Annotated in this window: 20 protein-coding genes and 1 pseudogene; 7 read left to right on the top strand and 14 right to left on the bottom strand. The window is 47.9% G+C overall.

Annotated elements, in window-relative coordinates:
- Positions 1–103: 103 nt before the first annotated feature.
- Positions 104–1,147: a PQQ-dependent sugar dehydrogenase gene (locus CF168_RS07910; protein ID WP_089068929.1), complete on the top strand. Its 1,044-nt coding sequence runs from the start codon at positions 104–106 to the stop codon at positions 1,145–1,147.
- Positions 1,148–1,282: 135 nt separating this feature from the next.
- On the opposite strand, the gene CF168_RS07915 is transcribed toward CF168_RS07910, so the two are convergent.
- The 4 genes and pseudogenes from CF168_RS07915 to CF168_RS07930 form a co-directional block, all read right to left on the bottom strand.
- A complete protein-coding gene (locus CF168_RS07915; RefSeq protein WP_089068930.1) occupies positions 1,283–1,645 on the bottom strand; it encodes a VF530 family DNA-binding protein in 363 nt (120 codons plus the stop codon).
- Between the two features lie 138 nt (positions 1,646–1,783).
- Complete coding sequence (locus CF168_RS07920; protein WP_089067524.1) at positions 1,784–3,232, bottom strand: carbon starvation CstA family protein; 1,449 nt, start codon at positions 3,230–3,232, stop codon at positions 1,784–1,786.
- Between the two features lie 195 nt (positions 3,233–3,427).
- Complete coding sequence (gene btsR / locus CF168_RS07925; RefSeq protein WP_089067525.1) at positions 3,428–4,138, bottom strand: two-component system response regulator BtsR; 711 nt, start codon at positions 4,136–4,138, stop codon at positions 3,428–3,430.
- Positions 4,135–5,816, bottom strand: a pseudogene (locus CF168_RS07930) (LytS/YhcK type 5TM receptor domain-containing protein). Before CF168_RS07930 ends, btsR begins: the two are co-directional and overlap by 4 nt.
- Positions 5,817–5,944: 128 nt before the next feature.
- Here CF168_RS07930 and CF168_RS07935 point away from each other — a divergent pair.
- The gene (locus CF168_RS07935; RefSeq protein WP_089067526.1) at positions 5,945–6,196 is read left to right on the top strand and encodes a YecH family metal-binding protein; all 252 of its coding nucleotides are present in this window, start codon (positions 5,945–5,947) and stop codon (positions 6,194–6,196) included.
- Positions 6,197–6,465: 269 nt separating this feature from the next.
- On the opposite strand, the gene CF168_RS07940 is transcribed toward CF168_RS07935, so the two are convergent.
- The 6 genes from CF168_RS07940 to CF168_RS07965 all read right to left on the bottom strand — a co-directional run bounded on the left by CF168_RS07940 (position 6,466) and on the right by CF168_RS07965 (position 10,641).
- Positions 6,466–6,807, bottom strand: a complete 342-nt coding sequence (locus CF168_RS07940) for a replication protein RepA (protein ID WP_089067527.1) — start codon at positions 6,805–6,807, stop codon at positions 6,466–6,468.
- Positions 6,794–7,462: an AAA family ATPase gene (locus CF168_RS07945; RefSeq protein WP_086902600.1), complete on the bottom strand. Its 669-nt coding sequence runs from the start codon at positions 7,460–7,462 to the stop codon at positions 6,794–6,796. Before CF168_RS07945 ends, CF168_RS07940 begins: the two co-directional genes overlap by 14 nt.
- Before the next feature lie 77 nt (positions 7,463–7,539).
- Positions 7,540–7,842, bottom strand: coding sequence for a PilZ domain-containing protein (locus tag CF168_RS07950; protein WP_089067528.1), 303 nt, complete (start codon positions 7,840–7,842; stop codon positions 7,540–7,542).
- A 151-nt stretch (positions 7,843–7,993) separates the two neighbouring features.
- On the bottom strand, positions 7,994–8,398 hold the full coding sequence (locus CF168_RS07955) for a phosphate-starvation-inducible protein PsiE (RefSeq protein WP_011623180.1): 405 nt from the start codon (positions 8,396–8,398) through the stop codon (positions 7,994–7,996).
- A gap of 148 nt (positions 8,399–8,546) precedes the next feature.
- Positions 8,547–9,719 (bottom strand): NnrS family protein, encoded by a 1,173-nt coding sequence (locus CF168_RS07960; RefSeq protein WP_089067529.1) that lies wholly within the window; start codon positions 9,717–9,719, stop codon positions 8,547–8,549.
- A 412-nt stretch (positions 9,720–10,131) separates the two neighbouring features.
- On the bottom strand, positions 10,132–10,641 hold the full coding sequence (locus CF168_RS07965) for a DUF2062 domain-containing protein (RefSeq protein ID WP_089067530.1): 510 nt from the start codon (positions 10,639–10,641) through the stop codon (positions 10,132–10,134).
- 32 nt (positions 10,642–10,673) lie between these two features.
- Here CF168_RS07965 and CF168_RS07970 point away from each other — a divergent pair, with 32 nt between their 5' ends.
- The 4 genes from CF168_RS07970 to CF168_RS07985 are packed head-to-tail and all read left to right on the top strand — an operon-like array spanning position 10,674 to position 16,007.
- A complete protein-coding gene (locus tag CF168_RS07970; protein WP_089067531.1) occupies positions 10,674–12,995 on the top strand; it encodes a DNA internalization-related competence protein ComEC/Rec2 in 2,322 nt (773 codons plus the stop codon).
- Between the two features lie 32 nt (positions 12,996–13,027).
- Positions 13,028–14,830: a lipid A export permease/ATP-binding protein MsbA gene (gene msbA, locus CF168_RS07975; protein WP_089067532.1), complete on the top strand. Its 1,803-nt coding sequence runs from the start codon at positions 13,028–13,030 to the stop codon at positions 14,828–14,830.
- Positions 14,831–15,838: a tetraacyldisaccharide 4'-kinase gene (gene lpxK, locus CF168_RS07980; protein WP_089067533.1), complete on the top strand. Its 1,008-nt coding sequence runs from the start codon at positions 14,831–14,833 to the stop codon at positions 15,836–15,838.
- A complete protein-coding gene (locus CF168_RS07985) occupies positions 15,828–16,007 on the top strand; it encodes a Trm112 family protein (protein WP_011623174.1) in 180 nt (59 codons plus the stop codon). Before lpxK ends, CF168_RS07985 begins: the two co-directional genes overlap by 11 nt.
- A 105-nt stretch (positions 16,008–16,112) precedes the next feature.
- On the opposite strand, the gene CF168_RS07990 is transcribed toward CF168_RS07985, so the two are convergent.
- A complete protein-coding gene (locus tag CF168_RS07990) occupies positions 16,113–16,577 on the bottom strand; it encodes a hypothetical protein (RefSeq protein ID WP_089067534.1) in 465 nt (154 codons plus the stop codon).
- Positions 16,578–16,740: 163 nt separating this feature from the next.
- On the opposite strand from CF168_RS07990, the gene CF168_RS07995 reads away from it, so the two are divergent.
- On the top strand, positions 16,741–17,430 hold the full coding sequence (locus CF168_RS07995; protein WP_089067535.1) for an energy-coupling factor ABC transporter permease: 690 nt from the start codon (positions 16,741–16,743) through the stop codon (positions 17,428–17,430).
- 59 nt (positions 17,431–17,489) lie between these two features.
- Here CF168_RS07995 and CF168_RS08000 read toward each other — a convergent pair whose 3' ends face one another.
- From CF168_RS08000 to CF168_RS08010, 3 genes are all read right to left on the bottom strand, one after another.
- The gene (locus tag CF168_RS08000) at positions 17,490–17,846 is read right to left on the bottom strand and encodes a glutaredoxin family protein (RefSeq protein WP_086902606.1); all 357 of its coding nucleotides are present in this window, start codon (positions 17,844–17,846) and stop codon (positions 17,490–17,492) included.
- Between the two features lie 233 nt (positions 17,847–18,079).
- Positions 18,080–21,298 carry a DUF748 domain-containing protein gene (locus tag CF168_RS08005; RefSeq protein ID WP_089067536.1) on the bottom strand — a complete coding sequence of 1,073 codons (3,219 nt, stop codon included), beginning with the start codon at positions 21,296–21,298 and terminating at the stop codon, positions 18,080–18,082.
- A 267-nt stretch (positions 21,299–21,565) separates the two neighbouring features.
- A complete protein-coding gene (locus CF168_RS08010; RefSeq protein WP_086902608.1) occupies positions 21,566–21,946 on the bottom strand; it encodes a VOC family protein in 381 nt (126 codons plus the stop codon).
- Positions 21,947–21,977 lie beyond the last annotated feature (31 nt).

Genomic DNA, 21,977 nt, shown 5'->3' on the forward strand with positions numbered 1-21,977 from the left:
GTCAATGGATCATAAAAAACGCGCCGCACTATTCAATAAAGCCACTTTTAAGGCGGTTTCTCTCTTATCCCTCAGTGTCTTGAGTGGCATTTCAGCTCCGGCGATGGCCAAGAATATCTTAGATAAACTGACGGTTGCCGAAGGTTTTAACGTAAGTTTATTCGCTGATGATGTTGAAAATGCGCGCGAAATTGCCGTATCCGATAAAGGCATCGTCTATGCTGGCTCGATGAAGGCAGGGAATGTTTATGCCCTAATCGACCGCAACCAAGACGGCGTGGCTGATGAGAAAATCCTGGTTGCCTCAGGACTTAAGCTACCTTCGGGGGTGGTCATCAAAGATGGCGATTTGTATGTCTCTGAAGTCGAGCGCATCATTCGATTCAAGGATATAGACAATAACTTAAACTCACCCAAATTTGAGGTGGTCTTCGATGGATTTCCAAGTGAAACCCACCATGGCTGGAAAGTGTTAGGGGTTTCACCGACAGGTGAGTTAATCATTCCAGTGGGCGTACCCTGTAATGTGTGCGCGGAGAATGAACGCTATGGGCGTATTTTCTCGCTGAATCTGGAGACCAAAAAATTAACCACTATCGCCCAAGGCGTTCGTAATTCCGTCGGATTTGATTTTCAGCCCGGCACTCAAACTCTTTGGTTTAGCGATAATGGCCGCGACATGATGGGTGATGATATTCCTCCCTGCGAAATCAATAAGGTCAGTTACTTGGGTGAACATTTTGGCTTCCCTTATGTACATGCAGGTACGATTCTTGACCCTGAGTTTGGCAATGGTAAAGATCCTGCCAAATACACTGCTCCGGCGCTATCCCTAGGCGCACATGTGGCGCCGCTGGGTATTCATTTTTATCTTGGTAAACAGTTCCCTAGCGATTATCAACAGCAGTTGTTTGTGGCCGAGCATGGTTCGTGGAATCGCACTAAGAAAGCGGGTTATAAAGTGGCCGTGGCAACGATTGAGGAAGGTAAGGTGGTCAAATACACCCCATTTTTAACTGGCTTTATGCAGGATGAACAAACCTTTGGTCGTCCAGTGGCCTTTGCTGAATTGGCCGATGGCAGTTTACTCGTGTCGGATGATTATGCGGGGGCAATTTACCGTGTGACTTATCCGCAGACAAAGTAGCCGAAAGGTAAAGTCTTAAACGCTAACTAACCCAGCTGATAAACCCCTTAAAAAATAATGCGCGGGATAATCGAGTGAATTATCCCGCGCATTTTTGTCTGTTCTTATTAGTACGCTTTGAAAGTTCTCGCGAAATTAGTCGCGCTTGCCCCAGATATGGCTATTGATCTGGCCATCCGTTGTCGATGCTGCTGCATTCGCCTTAGCAGGCTTCTGCGCTGGTTTTGCAGGCTTTTTGGCCGGAGTTTTCGCCGGTGCGTTGGATGATTTTGCGGCTGGCAGCGGCAGTTTATTGGTTTTTAAATACAAATATTCCACCTTTTCACGCGCCCAGTCGGTTTTTCTTAAAAAGCGCAGGCTCGATTTGATGCTCGGATCTTCGGTAAAACAACGGATTTTGATACGAGCGCCGAGCTCTTCCCAGCCATAGTGTTCCACCAGTTGGGTGACTATGGCTTCGAGTGTGATGCCGTGTAATGGGTTATTTGTTTGAGTCATCTTGAATAAACAGCCGTGAACAATGGCAGGATTATACCAGTAATATGCGCCTAGGCTTAAGGTGATGGATAAAAAAACGGGCACTGTTGAGTGCCCGTTCAATTTGAGTCGCGATATTTCTAGTGGTTTTGCTAGAAATTAAGCTTCATCGGGTAATTCGCTGTCGCTATCGACTTCACCTTTACCTTTGGTTTTCACAATCAGTAAGCCTGTGATCACTAAGGTTGAAATGGTACCTGCAATGGTCGACAGGGTCATAGGTAAGCCCGCGCCTAAGGTTGCCGAGTTGAGCAGGAAGGTAATAACCACAGTAGTCATAAACATCGCTGGAATCGTGGTGATCCAGTGGAGTTTATTGTGACGCAGTAGGTAAGCAGAGGCCGTCCAAAGCATTAATACTGCGGTTGCTTGGTTAGCCACACCGAAATAGCGCCAGATCACGCCGAAGTCGACTTGAGTCAGTAAACCACCAATCACGAATAATGGGATAGCTAGGGCTAAACGTTTTGGTAACGCAACTTGTGGCATTTTAAAGAACTCAGCCAAGATCAAACGGGCAGAGCGGAAAGCGGTGTCGCCTGAAGTAATTGGCAGAATAATTACCCCAAGGATTGCCATAAAGCCACCGACAGCACCTAATAGACCAGTAGAGGCTTCGTATACTACGTTTGCAGGGTTGCCCGCCATGCCAGTGCTTAAACCTTCAACACCGTGGAAGTAAGACAGTGCAATCGCACACCAGAGTAGGGCGATGATACCTTCACCGATCATGGCACCAAAGAACACGAAACGGCCGTTCTTTTCGTTTTCAACACAACGTGCCATCAGAGGTGATTGTGTCGCGTGGAAGCCTGAAATTGCACCACAAGCAATGGTGATAAACAGTGCAGGCCACAGTGGCATGTCTTTAGGGTTTAAGTTTTGGAAGAAGTCACCTGCTTGCACATTGGGCAGCAGTGTGTGTTCGCTCGATAATATGATCGCAAAGGCTAAACCAAAGGACATGAAGAACAGCAGCGCGCCAAAGAATGGATACAGACGGCCGATAATTTTATCGACAGGTACCACAGTCGCAATCAGGTAGTAAACGAAGATAATTGCAACGAAAATGCTGACATCCCAACCAGTTAGCTTGCCTAACAGACCTGCTGGAGCAGAGATAAACACCACACCCACAAGTAACAGCAGGATGATGGCAAACACGTTCATAAAGTGTTTGGCGCTCTTACCTAAGTATTTACCCGCAAGGTTTGGCACAGATTGGCCGCCGTTACGGACAGACAGCATACCCGAGAAGTAATCGTGCACCGCACCGGCAAAAATACAACCGATCACAATCCACAGCATGGCTGCTGGACCGTAAAGCGCACCTAGGATTGGGCCGAAGATTGGACCCACACCCGCGATATTTAATAATTGGATTAAGTACACTTTGCCTTTCGACATAGGCACATAGTCTACGCCGTCGGTTTGGCTGAAAGCCGGTGTTTGACGTTTTTCGTTGATACCAAATACCTTTTCAACAAAGGTACCGTAGATAAAGTAACCGCCGATCAATAGACCGACGCAGAGTAGGAACCACATCATTTTAGTTATCTCCCCATTTTGAGTTGTGCAGAGTGTAAACAAGTTGTTTACACAAAACAGAGCTAACTGGGTGAGAGGTCGATAATGCTAACTCAGCGGTAATAGAATGGGGCGAGCGGTTGCATACGTATGTCATTCATAAGTATTAAACGCCCCGAGCGGTTAGGATATGAGCATCAGCGGTTAATAACCGGACTATTGGAAGCCAAACAATTGCTTAAGGCTTTTGAGATAGCGGCGGGATACGGGCACTTTGTCGCCAAGCAGGGTGGTGACTTCGGCGCCAGTATCGAGCAGTTCTATCTCGGCAATGGCTTTGGGCGAAATCAGATATTGGCGATGACAACGCACCAGCGGCGTTTTTTCCTCTAACACTTTCAAGGTGAGCTGGGTGTGGACCTTGCCTTTGGTACAGGCGACATGGATACCGCTTAAATCGCTAAAGACATATTCGACATCTTGAATGGGGATGACTTTTAACTTACTGCCGCTGTAACAGGGCAAATGCTCCAGAGTCGATGGCGCGATCAGATTCACTGCTTGTGGCGTAAGATCCTTACGCACTCGTTTTAAGGTTTGGCTGAGACGCTCGGCATCTATGGGTTTGAGTAGATAATCAAAGGCATGATTATCAAAGGCTTTGACTGCAAACTCATCGAATGCGGTCACAAACACGATTTTCGGCAAAGTGTCAGGGTCGAGCATGGCAATCAACTCCATGCCGGAAATCCGCGGCATTTGGATGTCGAGAAAAATCAATTGAGGTTTTTCTTTGGCAATGGTTTGCAGCGCTTCAATCGCATTGGAGCATTGGCCGATAATGTCAATATCGGCTTCTTGGCCGAGCAGATCGGCCAGTTCCTCACGGGCAAACAATTCATCGTCGACAATTAAACAAGTGATCACGTGCTAGTTTCCGTCTGTTCTATGGGTAAGCGGATGGTGACTTTGGTGTACTCATCCGGCTCGCATTCCACCTGAATACCATACTGCTCGCCAAACAGGTTTTGGATCCGTTTATGGACTAAATTCATGCCTAGCCCTTCAGAACCAATAATGGGTTGATAAAGCCCGGCGTTATCAGTGACTTCTAAGACCAATACCTGTTCATCCATCCGGCCTGTCACCTTGATTTGCCCTTGTTCAATCATATGGGAGGTGCCGTGTTTGACGGCATTCTCAATGATGGGCTGCAGGGTAAAGGCAGGCACTTTGCAGTGATAGAGTGACTCAGGGATAGCGATATTGACCTGTAATTTATCAATAAATCTGGCTTTCTCAATGGTGAGATAGGAGGCGATGTGATCGAGCTCATCCCCGAGAGTCACTAAACCCGTGGTGCGCTTTAAATTGATCCGCAAAAATTGCGACAACTGCTGTAACAGTTGCTTCGACATATCGGGATCGCGCTTAATAATCGCACTGATAGTATTGAGTGCGTTGAATAAAAAATGGGGATTCACTTGAGCTTGCAGCAATTTGAGTTCGGCTTGGGTCAGTAGATTTTGCTGCTGCTCAAAACGGCCATAGAGGATCTGGTTTGACAATAGCCGCGCGATCCCTTCTCCTAAGGTGCGGTTAATGTTCAAGAACAGTTTATTTTTGGGCTCATATAACTTGATGGTGCCAATGACTTCGGTGTCGCTGCGAAGTGGGATCACCAGGCTCGATCCGAGTTTACACTGGCTCGAAATCGAGCAGGAATAGGGCATCTCCACTCCATCGGCGAACATCACTTTGTTCTGGTTAATGGCCTCAAGGGTGATTTTTGAAGAAATCGGTGTGCCAGGGATATGATGGTCGGCGCCTATGCCGATAAAAGCCAAGAGTTTTTCGCGGTCAGTAATGGCCACTGCACCGACATTGGTCTCTTGGATTACAATTTGCGCGACTTTACCGCTGCTCTCTTCGTTAAACCCCTTGGAGAGTAGGCCCACGCGCGCTCGGCAATCTTGAGCGCCTTGGTCGAGAAGCTGGAGGAAAGCTTATCGAACATGGTTTTTTGGTCACGGATCATGCTCATAAACAGCGCCGCACCGATAGAGTTAACCAAGAGCATCGGCGGCGCAATTTGCCGAACTAATTCCCAGGCATCATCGAAGGGGCGGGCGATCAGTAGAATAATGCTCATCTGCATCATTTCAGCGTAAAAGGTCACTAGGCAAACTAACAGTGGATTGTAGATAAGCTCGCTCTTGCCCGCGCGGCGCAGGTAAAAACTGATCATGCCCGCCGACAGACCTTCGAGGGTAGTGGAGATGGCGCAGGCTAAATCGGTAAACCCCCCCATGCTGTAGCGGTGCAAACCACCGGTGAGTCCGACGAAAAATCCCGTGACAGGACCTCCGAGTAAGCCACCTAAGACTGCGCCCATCGCGCGAGTATTGGCAATGGCGCCCGAGGTTTGCTCGCCAAAATAGGTTGCCATGATGCAAAAGCTTGAAAAGATGAGGTAAATAAATACCTTGTGCGGTAGGCGGGGGGCGGTTTCGGCGAACAGTTTAAAGAGTGGCGTTTTACTGACCAAATACACTATCACTAAGTAGAGTGACATCTGTTGAGTCAGGAGCAAGATCAAGGACATAGTGGCTCACTTTATCGTCAATGCAGTCGGCACAGGCATAGAAATCGGCAGTATGTGCGCAAGATCAGGGTTAAAATTCAACAGTTCGGATATAAAGCTTAATCTTATTTACATCTTTTGGAGAGACTATGTCCGATTCTGTTCACGGTCATGACGTTATGGCGCTGATGGTAGCGCAAGAAAATCCGCTTTTAAAGCCTGAGTTTATCGCCTTGATGGCACAAACCTTTGGTGACAATGCGCGTTATCATACCTGCAGCGCCGATAATCTAAAGGCAGAAGAGCTAATCAGTTTATTGATCCGCAAGGGGAAAATGCTGGAGTCTGTGCAAGGGCTCACACTGGTCGCGGGTCGGCAGTGTAATCATTCACACCACTAAGATGATTGAAAGTACTCTTGTTAATCGAAGCCTAGCTAATCGAAACCTAGCCTAATTGCAGTCAGGCTTCATATGAGCCTCGGCGAACTGACCTTAGTCGATATAGCATCAGTCCAGTTTAGCGCCATTGGCCGCATTAGATTGCGGCCAATGAAATCTCCCGAAAGCGCAATTTTATAGAAGGAGAAGGTTGCATCCTAGCAGTTGCTATTGCGGAAAATTTAATCTGTTATCGATAACCGATTAATATCAATGGATAAAGAGCAGGGTTAGCCTTCATCTTTCTTACTTTTATTGACTACTTTAAGCTGTTCATCAGCGGTCTTTCGGCTGAATTCATCAATCAAAATACGCAGCAGACGCGATTTGGCGATTTTGGTTTCTTTTGCCAGGCCATCGAGCTGGGAAATACTGGTTTCGGTTAGGGTAAAAGTCGCGTGACGGTAAATCTTGGCGGACTTTTTATCTAATCCCTTTGGCTCGGGAGTGGGGATGCTAAGAATACTCGCCTTACCAAGAGCATAGTTATTGGCATCTTCAATAAAATCATCAACAGAAACCGACTTGATGACTTGTTTGGGTTTCTTACGTTTAAGATCAGTTAAGCTCATAACTATTTTCTGGAGGTAAGGTGAACAGCTCATCCACAATTGCGCGGATTTCGTCGGCCGCTTTTCCATCGGGCTCAATTTCCATCACGGACGATCCTTTTTCCTCACTGTCATCGTAAATATTGCGGCAGAACGTGACTGAGTTGAGCACGCGTAGGCCAAAGGATTGGACAACTTCTTTCGCCTCAAGGATGCGTTTGACCTGTGTGGGCAGTGCGGGACATTGAGTGAGAACTATGGTGGCCACCATTTTGGGGTTAACCATCTTACAGGTGCTGAGCATGTCTTCCATATGGGGCAAGGTTTTTAGATCGCGACGCTTGGGTCTTAAGGGGATCACCACGTAAGTGGCCACCGACATCGCGGCGCGCATCGCAAGGTTATCTTGGCCACCACAGTCGACAATAACATAGTCGAAACGCTCATTGAGACTGAGCAAATCGTTACGAATTTTGCCATAGAGTTGAATACAGTTAATAGCAGGGAGGCTAGGGTCGTTGTTTCGGGCTTGGATCCAATCGGATGTGGTACGTTGTGGGTCACAGTCGACCATCAGCACATTGGCGTCAAATTTCTGTTTTATATAAACCGCCAGATTTTGCGCGAGGCAACTCTTGCCACTGCCACCTTTTTCACCACCCACCAGCAATATCATAGCTATGTCCCCTGTACGAATAGTTCAACTAATTCAGTGTAGAACAGCTCAATCGACCCTGCGTAGCTGGATTGAAATTAAAGCAATTGCATGGCGACATGATAACTTTGATCATGACGTTTAGAGCAGCGGCAGACCTGACCTTTAACACTATTCTCGTGATCTGTGTCTGGATTAAAGGTCACGCTAACTAAATCACCCAATGTGAAGGGTTTTTTGTAATCAAACAGTATGCCTCTACGGGCTAAATCGATGCACACACCTTGGTCGGTATGCTCTATACCGTTATTGTCAGTCCAATGTAAAAGTACACGTTCGGCTTCCATATCCACGCGAAGCGACCCACGTTTTTCATCAAATCCTGTTGGATGGTCACCCATAACTCAATTGCCCCGTAAATAATTGATCTCAGTAAAACTAGCATAATTGCTTTTTGGCAGAATACCAATGTGAAAGCGAGGTCTTTGACGGGGATTTTACTGGCAGGAACAACGCGCCATTGCGTTTGGCTGGCAATGGCGCGTGGGAGAGTTAATTATCGTATTCTTGATTTTTAGGGTAAGGCATTTTTAATTGGCCCCAACGGATAACGATAACCGTAGCCGCTAAGATCAACGTAGAGAGTGAAATGGCGGCAATTCGCCAGTCATCCATGCTCTTCATATCTAAAATTAAATACCGCGCTAGGGCGACAATCGCAATGTACAGCGGCATACGCACGGGTAATTTGCCTGATTCGGCGTAGTTGGCCACCATGGCGAGCACTTCAAGGTAAATAAACAATAACAGCAGATCGGCAAGTGCTACGGCGCCGACATTAAAAACATGAACAATTTCTTGGCCGATGGCAACAACGGTCGCAATCGCAATGATGATTAATACTAGATGCTCAACGGCTTTTAAGCCCTTGGCACCGTATTGACGATAAAATGGCATAGGTACCCCCTACTGAATATTTTTATAAATAGTAACAGTAAAAATACCTTAGGTAGGGAAAAGAGGCGTGATTCTCTGTGACTCAATTCACAAGATAACAAATGCTGGTTGAGCCACAGAATCAAGCGCCACGATTTTAGACGCCGCGTTAGCCTGGGCGTCCATCGGCCCTTACGCGACAAAGCATGGGCCCATAGCAGTAGCAGAAACAACCAAAGGCTATCATCCACAGTGCAATGGCGGCGAGCATGAGTTCGATAAACCTGGTACTTAACAAGCCCGCGAGGACGCGCAGCACTGTGGCGCAGAGGATCAAGGCAAAAGCCAGTGCCATGGGGCGCGGTGGTGTTAGCGTGCGGCCAGTATGTCCGAGTGAGACCCGTGACATCATGGCGAGGATCATTCCGCCTAATCCCCCAACAGTAATTGCATGCATGCCAACGGAAAGTGGTAATCCCGCTGCAATCAGCCCTAAGCCGATGGGGATGCATAAGTAACTTAAATGCAGCGACCATAATAGTGGAACGGGCCAACTCGCGCGCCATCCCCACCGTGACCAGCGAAATAACAGGACTACGCCTGCGACGCCCGCCAGAAGGCGAGTTAATAGGGTTTCAGTGAAAAATAGGCTTAGCACGAGGGCAAAGAGGCTCGCAAAACTGACAAACTCAATGGCTGGGATCGGGGCTTGCTTTTGCCATTGGGTTGCGCGCTCAGTGAAAAATGGGATCACCCGTCCACCGAGCAGCGCCACTATCACGGCGACTAATATCACAGCGCCATAGAGTCCGTTATTCATCCAATTCAATTGATTCGTCATTAAGCCGTAATAACTCACGCCGTTGAAGAGGGTGAGTAAACTCAGAATGGGAATAAACACAAAGTTGCGCCACTGGCGAACCTCTATCACCGAAATGGCTAACAAGACCGCAATTAAGGGTAAAAACAACAGATCGATGGCCATAATGACAACAAATGGAATGTTGAAGGGCAATATGAACAGCAACCGAGGCAGTAGCCAGACTAAAAATAGCCCTGCTAAAGGCAAGCCTTTAACGCCGGGACGCCCCGTCCAGTTTTGAACGGCCGTCAGTAAAAAGCCTGCAACCACTGCGCAGACAAAGCCGAAAATCATCTCATGGCCATGCCACCAGAGTGGATTGAGTGTACTTGGCAGTAACGACTTGCCGGAGAGCAAACCGCCCCAAATCCCCAAACTTAAGAGACTAAACAGGCTGGCAAACAGGAAAAAGGGTCTAAAACCTAAGCGAAATAAGGCCACTTTAGGTTGTAAGTGTGCGGGTTCATCAATATTCAGCATACAGAGCAGTGGTGAAGGTGAACATGGGAATATTTTAAGCTGCAAATAAAATGAATGTATATATCTCCTTTTGAGTAACAGTCAGTTTACTGCGGTGAAAGCTGTTTATTTTGCTGTTAGCTGCAACGGATTGGCTCTTAGATGCGAGACGAGATAGCTGGCTGCTTAACGATTCGAGTTTAGCAAGCGGCAAGTGTGACAAAGTCTGGGAGGGGAATGCGCAGAGGAGTTAACTGATTCAATATTCAGAGCTGGTGAGCCAGAGAAACTCGATAGAACAGATTAAGCTAATGGTATCTAATCCAATCAATAACAAGGCATCTAAGCGCTAGTCAAAGTGCTTAGATGCTATTGGATGCGTTTAGATACAATCCGGGTGAGCTATGGGATGATGCGGCAAAGATTCGCCAAATTATTTTGTCTTACGCTTTTGCCATTTAAACATGATGGAATATTTCCACAGATTACTGATCGTCAGGTATCCCACGGCGGAAAATATTACCCCTAATACTAAGCAACCTAGCAAAAATGCGGGACCAATGGTGGCCAATGAGGATTCAATCCATTGCCAGCTGGCTTCAAAGGCAAACTCCTGCGGCGCATGACCCAGAATTTTTGCGCCCAATAAATAAGCGCCATAAAACATCACCGGCATGGTGAGCGGATTGGTGATCCACACTAATGCGACAGAGACAGGAATATTGACATTAAACAGGATGGCGAAAGCGGCGGCGACGACCATTTGAAACGGCATTGGGATCCAAGCGACAAACAAACCTATGGCAAAGGCCCCCGGGGCTGAGCGGCGATTAAGCGCCCACAGATTGGGGTTATGTAATAAGCGACCGAAAATGCGTAGGTGTTTGTGCTCACGCAGGGTTTCAGGCTTAGGCATATATTTTTTGATTAATTTTTTTGGCATAGGCTGAAATTGCTGTCTTAACTTAATTCACTATGAATGGATTCATTTTTGGCTTTAGTGCCACCTTATTATCAGCGATGTTGTGGCCCTCGCTGCTGCCAATCAATTGTTTACCCTACCTTTGCCTTGGGGCTCTCATCTTATTCAAAAAAGCGCCGAGTTTGTCTGGCATGCTTTTCGCGATGTGTTGGCTCACGGGGTTTTGCTTAGTCTTATCTCGGCAGGATCTTCCTTTATCACAACAGCCAATTCAAGTGAGGGCCGAAATCATATCACTAGTTAGTCAAAACAGCGACTGGGTTAGCTTCGATATTATTGTCGATAAACCAAATTTAATCTTTTGGCCAAGGGCTAAGTTGCGACTCACTTGGCAATCTCCTGAAGCGGTGCAAGTGGGGCAAGTTTGGTCATTTACGCTGATGCCTAAAAGTATCTCAAGCGTGTTAAATCAAGGCGGTTACAACGAACAAAAGCAATTGATTAGTCAGCATATTGTTGGCAAGGGACGAGTCATTCATGCCCAACCGCTCACGACTCATTTTTCATTAAGGAATCACCTGATTAGCCAATTATCCCCTAAGTTGTCGACATTCACGCAGGGAGATATTTTGCTGGCGCTGATTTTGGGCGATAAGCAACTCATACCCGCCAGTAAGTGGCAGGCATTAAGGCAAACGGGAACCGGGCATTTAGTGGCGATATCTGGGCTGCATTTATCTGTGGTCACCGCTTGGGTTTATGTGTGTACGCTGTTTCTATTGAGCCGCTTCGCGGCGCATCCCAGTCGGCGCAATCTAGTGATTGCACTATTGCTCGCTGGAGGCTGTGCCTTATTTTATAGCTATTTAGCGGGATTTGCCGTTTCGACCCAACGCGCGTTAGTGATGATCCTATTGATCATGCTGCTGAGTTTATTAAGACGCTACTCGAGTGCGTGGGATCGTTTACTGTTTGCACTTTTTATTGTGCTTTTGCTCGATCCGCTTGCCTGTTTGAGTGCCGGTTTTTGGCTATCGTTTTGCGCCTTGGCGATTATTTTGTATACCTTGGAAAGCGTGCCGCGTATTCAGCCCGTTGAAGGTAACGCGAGCTTTAGAGCAAAAGCGAGAGGGAGACTTGCGCAGTTTTGGTCAATTCAATGGCGTTTAAGTCTGGTGTTAGGGCTGGTGCAGGCGGTGTTTTTCGGCGGCCTTAGTGTACACAGTCTGTGGATGAATATGCTGGTGGTGCCGTGGTTTAGTTTAATCGTTATCCCCTTGTCTATGCTGGCGTTTATCCTCTGGTGGTTGGGCACACTTTTTGGTCAAGCATGGTTTGGCTTGTTCCATCTGGCTGATTTAACACTGTTACCCTATGGCTGGTTGCTCGAAGTCAGCGGTGATTTACCCGCCCATTGGCATTCGGTTTCTGAGACCTTGCTCGGGGCCAGTCTGTGCGTACTGCTGGCCTTAATACTGTGGCGTTACCTTCCGCATCATCGTCGATATGGACTCTGGCATTTACCCATAGTCTTGCTGTTTATTCCGTTCATATTAGTAATTTTCCCACGGATGACCGAGTCATCTTCACCTCAGTGGACGCTGCATCTTCTCGATGTCGGGCAGGGTTTAGCCGTGGTGATTGAGCAGGATAACCGGGCACTTATCTATGATACGGGCGCCGCCTTTGGTGAGGATTTTAGCTATAGCGAACGGGTGATTATCCCGTTTCTTAACAGCAAAGGCTTAACTCAGGTGGATTACATTGTTGTGAGTCATGGCGATAACGATCATGCTGGTGGTGCCGAGGTGTTGGCCAAAGCCTATCCAAGGGCAAACTGGATAACCGATGTGGCTCATTTAGCTGGCATGCCCTGTTTGCCGCAGCAAATTCAGTGGCAGCAATTAACGTTAAACTTTATTTCCACGCAGACAGCGCTGGGTGGGAATAACGCCTCTTGCGTGCTGCGAATTGAGGATAGCGTGCACAGTGTGTTACTCAGTGGTGATATTGAGAAGGAAACCGAAGCAGTATTGATTGAGCAAGCACTCAAAGGCGCCGAGCTTAAAAGCCAAGTGCTTATTGCGCCGCACCATGGCAGTCGCACCTCATCAACCCCTGCCTTTATCGATGCGGTCGCCCCTGAGTTAGTGTTGTTTCCGGCAGGTCTGAATAATCGTTATGGTTTCCCAAAGCCCGATGTGGTTGCGCGTTATCAGGCGCGGGGGATTGCTTATTTAACGACAGGGCGAGAAGGGCAGATCAGCGTTTCTTTTGGTGCTGAACGATTGGAGGTGAAGACCTATCGGCGTGATTTTGCGCCATTTTGGTATAACCGCTTGTTTAGATTTGGTGACTTGATTAATCCAGAGTAGAATGGCCACTTTGCCATAATTTAGTGTTTTCAATGACAGCATCTCCTAAAGACGAAATGTGGACAGTTTTCAAGCGACTACTGAGCTACCTCAAACCGATGAAGGGCATGTTTTTGCTTTCAGTTGCCGGCCTGATTGTATATGGGCTTGTCGACGCGGCCTTTATTTCTTTTATCGGCCCTTTTATCGATAAAGGCTTTTCCAGTGCACCGGCGATCAGTAACGGTATCGCACTCCCCACTAGCCAAGGCTTCCATGCCGATAACCAAGTGTTATTAATGGCACCGATAGTGGTTATTTTGATGTTCTCCCTGCGCGGTTTTGCGAACTTTGTCTCCACCTACGGCATTTCTTACATGAGTGCGCGTTTGATCATGGATATGCGTCAGCAAGTGTTTGAGCACTATTTGAGCCTGCCCGTGAGCTACATGGACAAAGAAAACACCGGGAACTTGATTTCAAAAGTGACCTTCGATACCGAGCAAATTGCCCGTGCATCGGGGAGTGCCTTGATTTCCATCGTGCGTGATGGGGTGACGGTTATCGGTATGCTTGCGCTGATGTTTTATAACTCTTGGAAGCTTTCCCTCTGTATTTTAGTGATTGGCCCGATTATGGGATTGGTGATCACTATTGTCAGTCGCCGCTTCCGTAAGGTATCGAAACAAATCCAAACGGCGATGGGCGATGTCAGTGCCGCGACCGAGCAGATGATCAAGGGCCATAAAAACGTCTTGGCTTTCGGCGGACAAGAAACCGAAACGGCGCGTTTCGCCAAAGTGAATGACAGAAACCGTCATCAAAACATGAAACTCGCCGTGGCGCAGGCCATTAGCCAGCCGCTGATCATGGTAATTGGCTCCTTTGCCTTGGCCTTTGTGTTGTATGCAGCGAGCCTAGATAGCATGAAAGCCGATCTGACCGCAGGTACCTTCGCGACCATCCTCGGCGCTATGATGGCCATGTTGCAACCGATCAAAAACCTCACGCGTGTGAATGCCGAATTTCAGCGCGGTATCGCGGCCTGTACCACGGTCTTTGAACTGTTAGACACTTTGCCTGAATCCGATACCGGTACTTATACCGTCAAGCGTGCTAAGGGCAACTTACGTTTTGATAATGTGTCCTTCAGTTATGATGGGCAGGAGCGCCGTGCCTTAGATAAAATCGACTTCGAGGTCACCCAAGGGCAAACCTTGGCCTTAGTCGGACGTTCTGGCTCGGGTAAATCCACTATCGCCAGTCTGGTAACGCGTTTTTATACTGGCTTGGAATCTGGTGACATTCTGCTCGATGATGTGAGCATCTATGATTACTCATTGAAATCATTGCGTAATCAAGTGGCGCTTGTGTCGCAGCAAGTGACCCTGTTTAACGATACCATTGCCAACAACATCGCCTATGCCTACCCCGGTGAAGCGACCCGCGAGCAGATTATCCAAGCGGCGACCTTGGCCCATGCGATGGAATTTATCGAACAACTGCCCGAAGGTTTAGACACCCAAGTGGGTGAAAACGGCGTGTTATTATCGGGCGGCCAGAGACAACGTATCGCGATTGCCCGCGCTATGCTGCGTGATGCGCCAGTGCTGATCCTCGATGAAGCCACCTCGGCACTCGATACCGAATCTGAAAAGGCGATTCAGCAGGGGCTGGATAATCTTCGTCAAAATCGCACCTCGGTTGTGATTGCCCACCGTTTATCGACCATTGAAAGTGCCGATCAAATTTTAGTGGTCGATCAAGGCCGTATCGTCGAGCGTGGTACCCATAAATCCCTGCTGGAACTTGGCGGCATGTATGCCAAGTTATACCAAATGCAGTTTGGTAGCTAAATGCAGGCACTGGTGAATAAAATTTGGTATGAGGGCCACCCATTGCGGTGGCTCTTGCTGCCGTTTTCTGTGCTATTCGCTTTAATCACCGCGATTCGTCGCAGCTTGTTTCGCTTGGGGCTCAAATCCCAAACCCCATTACCCGTGCCCGTTATTGTGGTGGGAAACATTACCGTTGGTGGCAGCGGTAAAACCCCCACAGTCATTTATTTGATTGAACTGCTACGGCAACAGGGGTTTAACCCTGGCGTTATCAGCCGTGGTTATGGTGCGGATATCCAAGGGGTAAAAGTTGTTACCGCTGCGGATAGTGCGGCGGCTGTAGGCGATGAGCCCGCCATGATAGTGGCACGCACTGGCGTGCCTATGGTGGTGGGAGCCAAACGTGTCGATACCGCCAAGGCGTTGCTGGCACAGTTTGCCGTGGATGTGATTATCTGTGACGATGGCTTGCAACATTACGCCCTTGGCCGTGACATTGAGCTGGTGGTGATTGATGGAAAACGCGGTTTAGGGAATCGTCATTTGCTTCCAGCAGGGCCACTACGTGAAGGGGCTTGGCGCCTAAATCAAGTGGATTTTGTGGTGGTCAATGGTGGACCCGCGCAGGCGAATCAATATGAGATGCAACTGAGTCCGAGTGCGGTGTTGCCGGTAAATCCCAAGGCTGAGGCCGTGTTTGACCCGACGCAACCCGTGGTGGCGATGGCGGGCATTGGTCATCCGGCGCGTTTTTTTGAGACGTTAACGCAGCAAGGTATTCAACTCGCGTTATCCCATGGTTTTGATGACCACCAAGCCTACGATAAACACGTGTTATGCGAGCTTGCGGCATCTCGCCCGCTGATGATGACAGAAAAAGATGCGGTTAAATGTCGCGATTTTGCACAAGAAAACTGGTGGTATTTGGCTGTGGATGCCAAGCTATCGCCACAATTTGATCAACAGCTGCTGAGCCGTGTGCGCTCTGTGGCTGAAGCTAAACAAGGAAAATCCCATGGCGTTTGATAAAAAACTGTTAGACATAGTCGCTTGCCCAGTGTGTAAGGGAAAATTGGAATACGATAAAACAACGCAGCAACTGATTTGTAAGGCAGACAAATTAGCCTATCCAATCACGGATGGGATCCCTGTGTTACTCGAAAACCGTGCCGTTCCTTTAAACGAAGCAGTTTGATCTGCTGGGCCATTGTGAATCATCGGTAGGCCATTTGGGGCTTAAGATGCATTCAGTCTATAAATGACAAGCTTAAGAGGGCGATAATCTCGCCCTCTTAATGTTTTAAAAACGCACGAATTTTTGTTTGTCTTCCTCGGTGGCGCCTTCTTTACATTCTCCGCGAATTTCGCCACGTCCTGATTCAATATTTCGACTCAACTCGAAATAACCCTCGCGGCAATATCCTGTCATTTCTAAGGTTTTATCTAATCCCAGCTCAACTTGTTTGCCCCAAATCTCGAGTGAGTCGGCCTGCTCTTTGCGGCTACGGCGTTGCTCTCTAGGATCTTGGGCGACTTGGCGCATGCGTTCTTCGTGGGGGAAGGGACGCTCGGCATTATCCTTTTTCGATTTGTCTTCGGCTAAACCAGCTTGATAGGTAAAGAGTTTCAGGCCATCGGCGCGGATATCTGTGGTGAGCTTATCTTTAAACTTACCCGCAAATTCAGCGGGATCTATCGGGGCGCTGCTACAGGCGAGTAGGGTAAAGCAGCTCAGCAGTGTCAGACTTAACGATCTTAATGGCATATGAGGGATTACTCTTAGGTGATTCACTTATCGAAGAATACCTTAATATGCCGCGAAATATCATGCAATTATGGGTTTTATTCGCGATATACTCACTCTCGTATATCGCTTATCTTTACCGCTTTAGCACGCCGAATGGCGCTGTACCGAGGGAGCCTTACTCATGTTGGACTTTTGGGCGAATCGTTTTGCACAAATCGAATGGGATATCAACCCATTGCAGTGCCTGAGTCTGTTGCTGCTGGGACTGTGGATTTATGCCATCTGGCCCAAGGAAGAGTTACAACAGGTACTGAAGGACAAAGGCCTACAATGGCGACTGTTACTGACCTTGATTGCGGTGAACACCCTGTGGCTGCTCAATGCCAGTATTCAAGTGGGATTGCATTTACACTTTTTAGGCATAGTCACTTGCCTACTGATGTTTGGTTGGCGTTTAGCCACGGTTGCCTTGCTGCTACCGAGCGCTTTTTTCAGTGTCTTTGTGTTAAAGCAGCCCGCCGAGTTTGGTGCCTTTAGCCTGTTTGCGATTGCGATTCCGCTGTTCTGTGCTTTTATTCTCTACAGCCGTAGTTATCATTTGTTCCCTAAGCATATTTTTGTGTTTATTTTTGTTGGCGCTTTTATTAACGCTGGTTTGTCGACGGTTTTTCATCAATTTAGTTGGGCATTCTGGCTATGGTGGTCAATGGATTATGATTGGGGCGTGTTGATTGATAACTATCTGATGTTAATCCCGCTATTAGCGTTCCCCGAAGCGCTGCTCAATGGCATGGCGGTGACGCTTTTGGTGGTGTACCAACCCCAGTGGTTGTTTGACTATTCCGATCGCGAATATCTTTGGCGTAAATAAACGTGGTGCCTGCAAAGCAAGAGGCAAATAAAAAGCGCGCCATAGGGCGCGCATTTCACTTAGGCAAAGCGTTGATCTAAGTAGTTAATAATTTCTTTCGATTCATACAGCCATTGTACTTGGCCATTTTCTTCGATGCGTAAACAAGGAACCTGTTGTTTACCGCCCTTTGCGATGAGCTCATCTTTGTGCGGTGATTGTTTTGCATCAACCGTTTGAATATTCAGTCCTTGACGACGCATGGCGCGGCGCACTTTAACGCAGAATGGGCAGGCATTGTACTGATATAAGGCCAGTGCTTGGGTCTGGGCGTCAATCTGTTGTTGCTCTGCCTGTGGGCGCTTGCGCTTCTTTGGAGTGAACACAAAGTTCAGTAACAAAATGATCCGACCTAAAATCCAGCGAATAATAAACATAATTACCTCGAATAAAGTGTGTTAGCGCGCCGCAGTATGGGTAGTGCAAAAGGGCATTTCGTTGTCGAAAAGACTTGGCGAAATGTGATTCCGCTCGCATAAAGCCGCAGAGTGTAACCTAAGGGATGCGTGAGGCCAAGCAATTGAGAGTGAGGCTGTTTGTCGACTTGCGGTATAAAAACGCCCAGTGGACACTGGGCGTTTTATTATCCATGTTTTGATGTTGGTGAGTATTAGTTCGCGTCGATGCTCATATTCACCTGCGCCGCATCTTGGTTCAGGGTCACGCGGCTCTCGAGTAGGAAAATCCGCTCCGGCGCGATCCCTTTACTGTCGACAAGATAGGCCTTCACCGACTTCGCCCTCTCTTGGGCTAAATCACCAAGCATACCTTGGCTGACGTTTTGCGCTTTTACCGTGAGGTTATACAGGGCGATGTGCCAACGGGTGGTGAGCTCCTCTTTGCTGAGTGGTGCATCTTTGGTTTCGGCAATAATAGTGTCTTTCACATCATCCGGATTGGTTTTGACTTCCTGCTCGTACAGTTTGACCAGTGCATCGGCCAGTGGACCTTCGGTTGGGAATTGGCTCGGACTGAGATCCGCGGGTAATTCCGTCAGTGGCAGATTGGCTAGTGTGGCCAGCTTACGCTTCATCATACGCTCGGCAATCGCTTGGCTATCCTTGACGGCATCCACGCTACCCTCGAGGCTCAACTTGAGCATTGGGCGATCGTCTAAGCCTTTAGCGAGTTTATCTAAGCTTTCCAGCTCATGTGGACTGAGTACAAATTGCCCTGGATTGAAGGGGATTTTATCCAAGGTTTCATCGGAGCCCACCAGACCCGCAAGGAAAGAGAAGGGCGCTGTCACGGCTTTAGTGATCACATTGGTGATGGCCGTCATGATAATACCGCCGACACTAAAGCTGGGTGAGTCTAAGTCGCCGGAGACTTCCATACCAAGGTCAATCACGCCGTGGCGGTCCTGCAATAGTGCAATCGCTAATGTCACAGGTAAACTGGTGGCTAAGTCACTGTTACTGCGTTTACCCAGTTTGAGCTGATCAATCACTAAGTGGTTGCTGCCCTTGAGTTGGTTTTGCTCCAGTTTGTAGTTGAGCGCTAAGGATAATTGTCCTTTATCGATGTAATAACCTGCATAGGTGCCTGAATAAGGATTCACAGAGGTTAGCTCGACACTCTTAAACACTAGGTCTAAGTCAAGATAAGGCTTATCCAGCAGTGGGTTAATATCCCCTTTTAGGGTCACTGGCGCATAACGGTCAATTTTACCCTTAATATCGACCGATGCCTTAGTGCCGGGTTTGGAGGATAAGTGACTGATATTGCCTTCAAGCTGCTCAATGCCTGAGGCAAAGTTAGGTGTGAGGGAGTTATCGGCGAAAAACGCCGAGCCTTGGTTAAAGCTGATTTTCTGAATATCTAAGCTTAACTCGGGCTGCTTAGCCGTTGCATCGGGGCTGCTCTGCGGCTTAGCCACTGTCTTTGCCGTTGAAGCAGTAATCTTAGGTGCGTCGGTCGTAGGCGTTTCCACAATCAGATTACTGATATTGGTCGTGCGATCCTTAGCGATAACCACTTTAGCGTAGGGCTGGTCAAAGCTTAAATGGTCGATATTAATTTTATTCAGCTGTTGGTCAAAATCGAGCTGATTAATATGCATTTTTTGCCATTTAACCAAGGGCGCTTTACGAATGTTGTCGAGGATACTCAGCTCATCCAGTTCAACACTGCCTTGATAAATCGCTTTGCCTTTACCATCGGCGTTTAGCTTGCCCTCACTGCTGAATAGGCCGCTGCTGAGCTGCATATTCACATAGGGTGCAAGGTAGGGTTGGAATTGGGCTAAGGCGAGCTGCTCGACTTTCAGGTTTGCACTAATGGCTTCGCCTGGCACATCGACCTGCCCTTGGGAGAGGAAGCGCCCTTTGTCATTCAGACCAAAGGAAAGTTCGTAGTCGATGGGTGCCTTTAAATCACTCACAATGGCTTGTGTTGCAAAATTAAGGGGATACACACGCCATTGCTGTGGGGTTTGGGTGAGTTTATGCTCCTCAAGTTGAATATCGTAGTTTTCGATACTCAGCCCGCCCAGTGTCACTAACCAGGCATCTTGCTGTTCAGTGGCGCTTTTTTCCGAGGCCGTTTGGGAAGACGTTGCGGCTGACGTGTTCGTCTTAGTTGGCGCTTCTGCTGTTTGCGCTTCTGCAGGCGAGTTCGGCGCAGCCGCTTCGGTGCTGGCAGCCATAGATTTTGGCATTAACAGCTGCGCTAAATCGATGCCTTGTTCATCCAACTTGGCCTTAAGGCTTAAACCTTCACTGTGGATTTGCTTAATGTTGATGCGTTGCTTGGCGAGGTTGAGATTAATTCCATCAATCGCCAGCAAGGGTAAGGCGATAACGGACTGGTCGCCATTGAGTAAATCAACTTTCTCTACAATCACTTGGCCGCGATCGGCCGTGAGTTGTAGGTTACCATCCGCTGGCAACTCAACTTGGTAATGACTGTTGATACTGAGTTCACCCGCCGCCAGTTTTACCTTGAATTGGTCAGCTATAAATGGCCAGAAGGGGGCGAGTTGCAGTTTTGCGAGCTGTACATTCCCGACAAGTTTAAAAGGGAAAAGCTGGAATTGTCCGGCAAGGCTGACTTCACCCGCATGGGCATCCTGTAGCTGGGCGACAAATTGGTTGTGCAGGATGCTCGGAGGATTCGATGCCGTGCTGGCCTGAGCCGTAGACGCAGCCGTTGCAGGCTTATCCTGATATTGAGTCGCTTGAGCAGTTGCAGGGCTAGCGGGATTGGCCGTCATCAAATACTCAGTATCTAACTGACTGAGTTTGAAATTGATATTGGGATAATCAACCAAAGCATGGGTGATGTTATCCTCAAATTTGACCTTACCCGCCGTTAAGCTGAATTCACCTAATATCACTCGCGGTGGTCGGGTATTTTCTGTGGTGGTTTCAGGCTCACTCGGGGTTTTCGCCTGATTAAGCCGAGTCAGGATGTCGTCAAAATTGAACTGAGTTGTCCCTTTTGATTGAAAACGGCTGACATTGGCGAAGGGCCCTTGCAGCTGGATATGGTCAATCACCAGGGCTTGATTAAACACGGATTGCCAGAAGTTCACTTCAAATTGAAGCTGAGATAATCCCGCAAAGGTTTGATTGTCACTCTCTTTAACTTCGAACTGTTCGATATTGACTCTATAGGTAAAAGGATTAATTCGCAGATCCTGTAATGTCACAGGGCGGCCCAATACTTCGGTAAGTTTCTCTGGGGCGAAAGACACTACGGCCTTGGGAAGTACCAGTCCAAGGATAATCAGGTAACTTAAGTAGGTTATCGCTAAATAGGCGAGAATTCGTTGGTATCGTGGGCGGCTAAAGAACGCGAGTTTTAACCGTGATAGCTGAGTCAACATAGTGAGATTAAGGCTCCAATACGCACGCTGGCGCGAAATCTATCAATTAATGCGGCTATTCTAGCGAATAATGCTTAAGTGTGCATGATTTGTTTTGATTTTTCCCAATAAAATCTGAGCATTACCTTGCGATAACCCATTTAGGTGATAAGCGATGTTAAGTGATAACCCTAGATTCACAGGGGCAACATTTTTGTGCCGCTCAAGTTTGGCTGACAAGTCTCGCCCTATATTAATAATCAGAAGATGTTCGAGCTCAATACTCTGTTATACCGAGAGATAACTTATCGCCGCGATAATGGCACCCTGTGGGTCTTTTATCCAACAAAAACGACCTACTTTGGGAATATCCTCTGGGCCAAAGAGAATGTCACCGCCAAGTTTTTTGGCATTAATTGCCACTATATCGACATCGGCGACTGTGACATAACCCGTCCAATGGCAAGGCAGTGCGGGGATTAGATTATCTGTGATCCCTCCGATGCCGACACCTTGATTTTCAATAAGATGATACTGACCATGGGGCATTTTGACCGTTCTAAACTGCCAACCAAACACTTCGCCATAAAAGCGCATGGCTTCTTCGGAATCGTGGGTACTGAGTTCATGCCAACCTAAGGCACCAGCGGTGTTAAATGCAGAGTCCATAAGCGCATCCCTTATGTTTTGAGTTATTGAG

Source organism: Shewanella bicestrii (assembly GCF_002216875.1).
Classification (GTDB): domain Bacteria; phylum Pseudomonadota; class Gammaproteobacteria; order Enterobacterales; family Shewanellaceae; genus Shewanella; species Shewanella seohaensis.

Excerpts from the sequence above, each read along its gene's own strand:
- CF168_RS07910 (WP_089068929.1), top strand. The coding sequence starts at position 104 with ATGGCCAAGAATATCTTAGATAAACTGACGGTTGCCGAAGGTTTTAAC.
- CF168_RS07915 (WP_089068930.1), bottom strand. The coding sequence starts at position 1,645 with ATGACTCAAACAAATAACCCATTACACGGCATCACACTCGAAGCCATA.
- CF168_RS07920 (WP_089067524.1), bottom strand. The coding sequence starts at position 3,232 with ATGATGTGGTTCCTACTCTGCGTCGGTCTATTGATCGGCGGTTACTTT.
- CF168_RS07935 (WP_089067526.1), top strand. The coding sequence starts at position 5,945 with ATGTCCGATTCTGTTCACGGTCATGACGTTATGGCGCTGATGGTAGCG.
- CF168_RS07940 (WP_089067527.1), bottom strand. The coding sequence starts at position 6,807 with ATGAGCTTAACTGATCTTAAACGTAAGAAACCCAAACAAGTCATCAAG.
- CF168_RS07945 (WP_086902600.1), bottom strand. The coding sequence starts at position 7,462 with ATGATATTGCTGGTGGGTGGTGAAAAAGGTGGCAGTGGCAAGAGTTGC.
- CF168_RS07950 (WP_089067528.1), bottom strand. The coding sequence starts at position 7,842 with ATGGGTGACCATCCAACAGGATTTGATGAAAAACGTGGGTCGCTTCGC.
- CF168_RS07955 (WP_011623180.1), bottom strand. The coding sequence starts at position 8,398 with ATGCCATTTTATCGTCAATACGGTGCCAAGGGCTTAAAAGCCGTTGAG.
- CF168_RS07960 (WP_089067529.1), bottom strand. The coding sequence starts at position 9,719 with ATGCTGAATATTGATGAACCCGCACACTTACAACCTAAAGTGGCCTTA.
- CF168_RS07965 (WP_089067530.1), bottom strand. The coding sequence starts at position 10,641 with ATGCCAAAAAAATTAATCAAAAAATATATGCCTAAGCCTGAAACCCTG.
- CF168_RS07970 (WP_089067531.1), top strand. The coding sequence starts at position 10,674 with ATGAATGGATTCATTTTTGGCTTTAGTGCCACCTTATTATCAGCGATG.
- msbA (WP_089067532.1), top strand. The coding sequence starts at position 13,028 with ATGACAGCATCTCCTAAAGACGAAATGTGGACAGTTTTCAAGCGACTA.
- lpxK (WP_089067533.1), top strand. The coding sequence starts at position 14,831 with ATGCAGGCACTGGTGAATAAAATTTGGTATGAGGGCCACCCATTGCGG.
- CF168_RS07985 (WP_011623174.1), top strand. The coding sequence starts at position 15,828 with ATGGCGTTTGATAAAAAACTGTTAGACATAGTCGCTTGCCCAGTGTGT.
- CF168_RS07990 (WP_089067534.1), bottom strand. The coding sequence starts at position 16,577 with ATGCCATTAAGATCGTTAAGTCTGACACTGCTGAGCTGCTTTACCCTA.
- CF168_RS07995 (WP_089067535.1), top strand. The coding sequence starts at position 16,741 with ATGTTGGACTTTTGGGCGAATCGTTTTGCACAAATCGAATGGGATATC.
- CF168_RS08000 (WP_086902606.1), bottom strand. The coding sequence starts at position 17,846 with ATGTTTATTATTCGCTGGATTTTAGGTCGGATCATTTTGTTACTGAAC.
- CF168_RS08005 (WP_089067536.1), bottom strand. The coding sequence starts at position 21,298 with ATGTTGACTCAGCTATCACGGTTAAAACTCGCGTTCTTTAGCCGCCCA.
- CF168_RS08010 (WP_086902608.1), bottom strand. The coding sequence starts at position 21,946 with ATGGACTCTGCATTTAACACCGCTGGTGCCTTAGGTTGGCATGAACTC.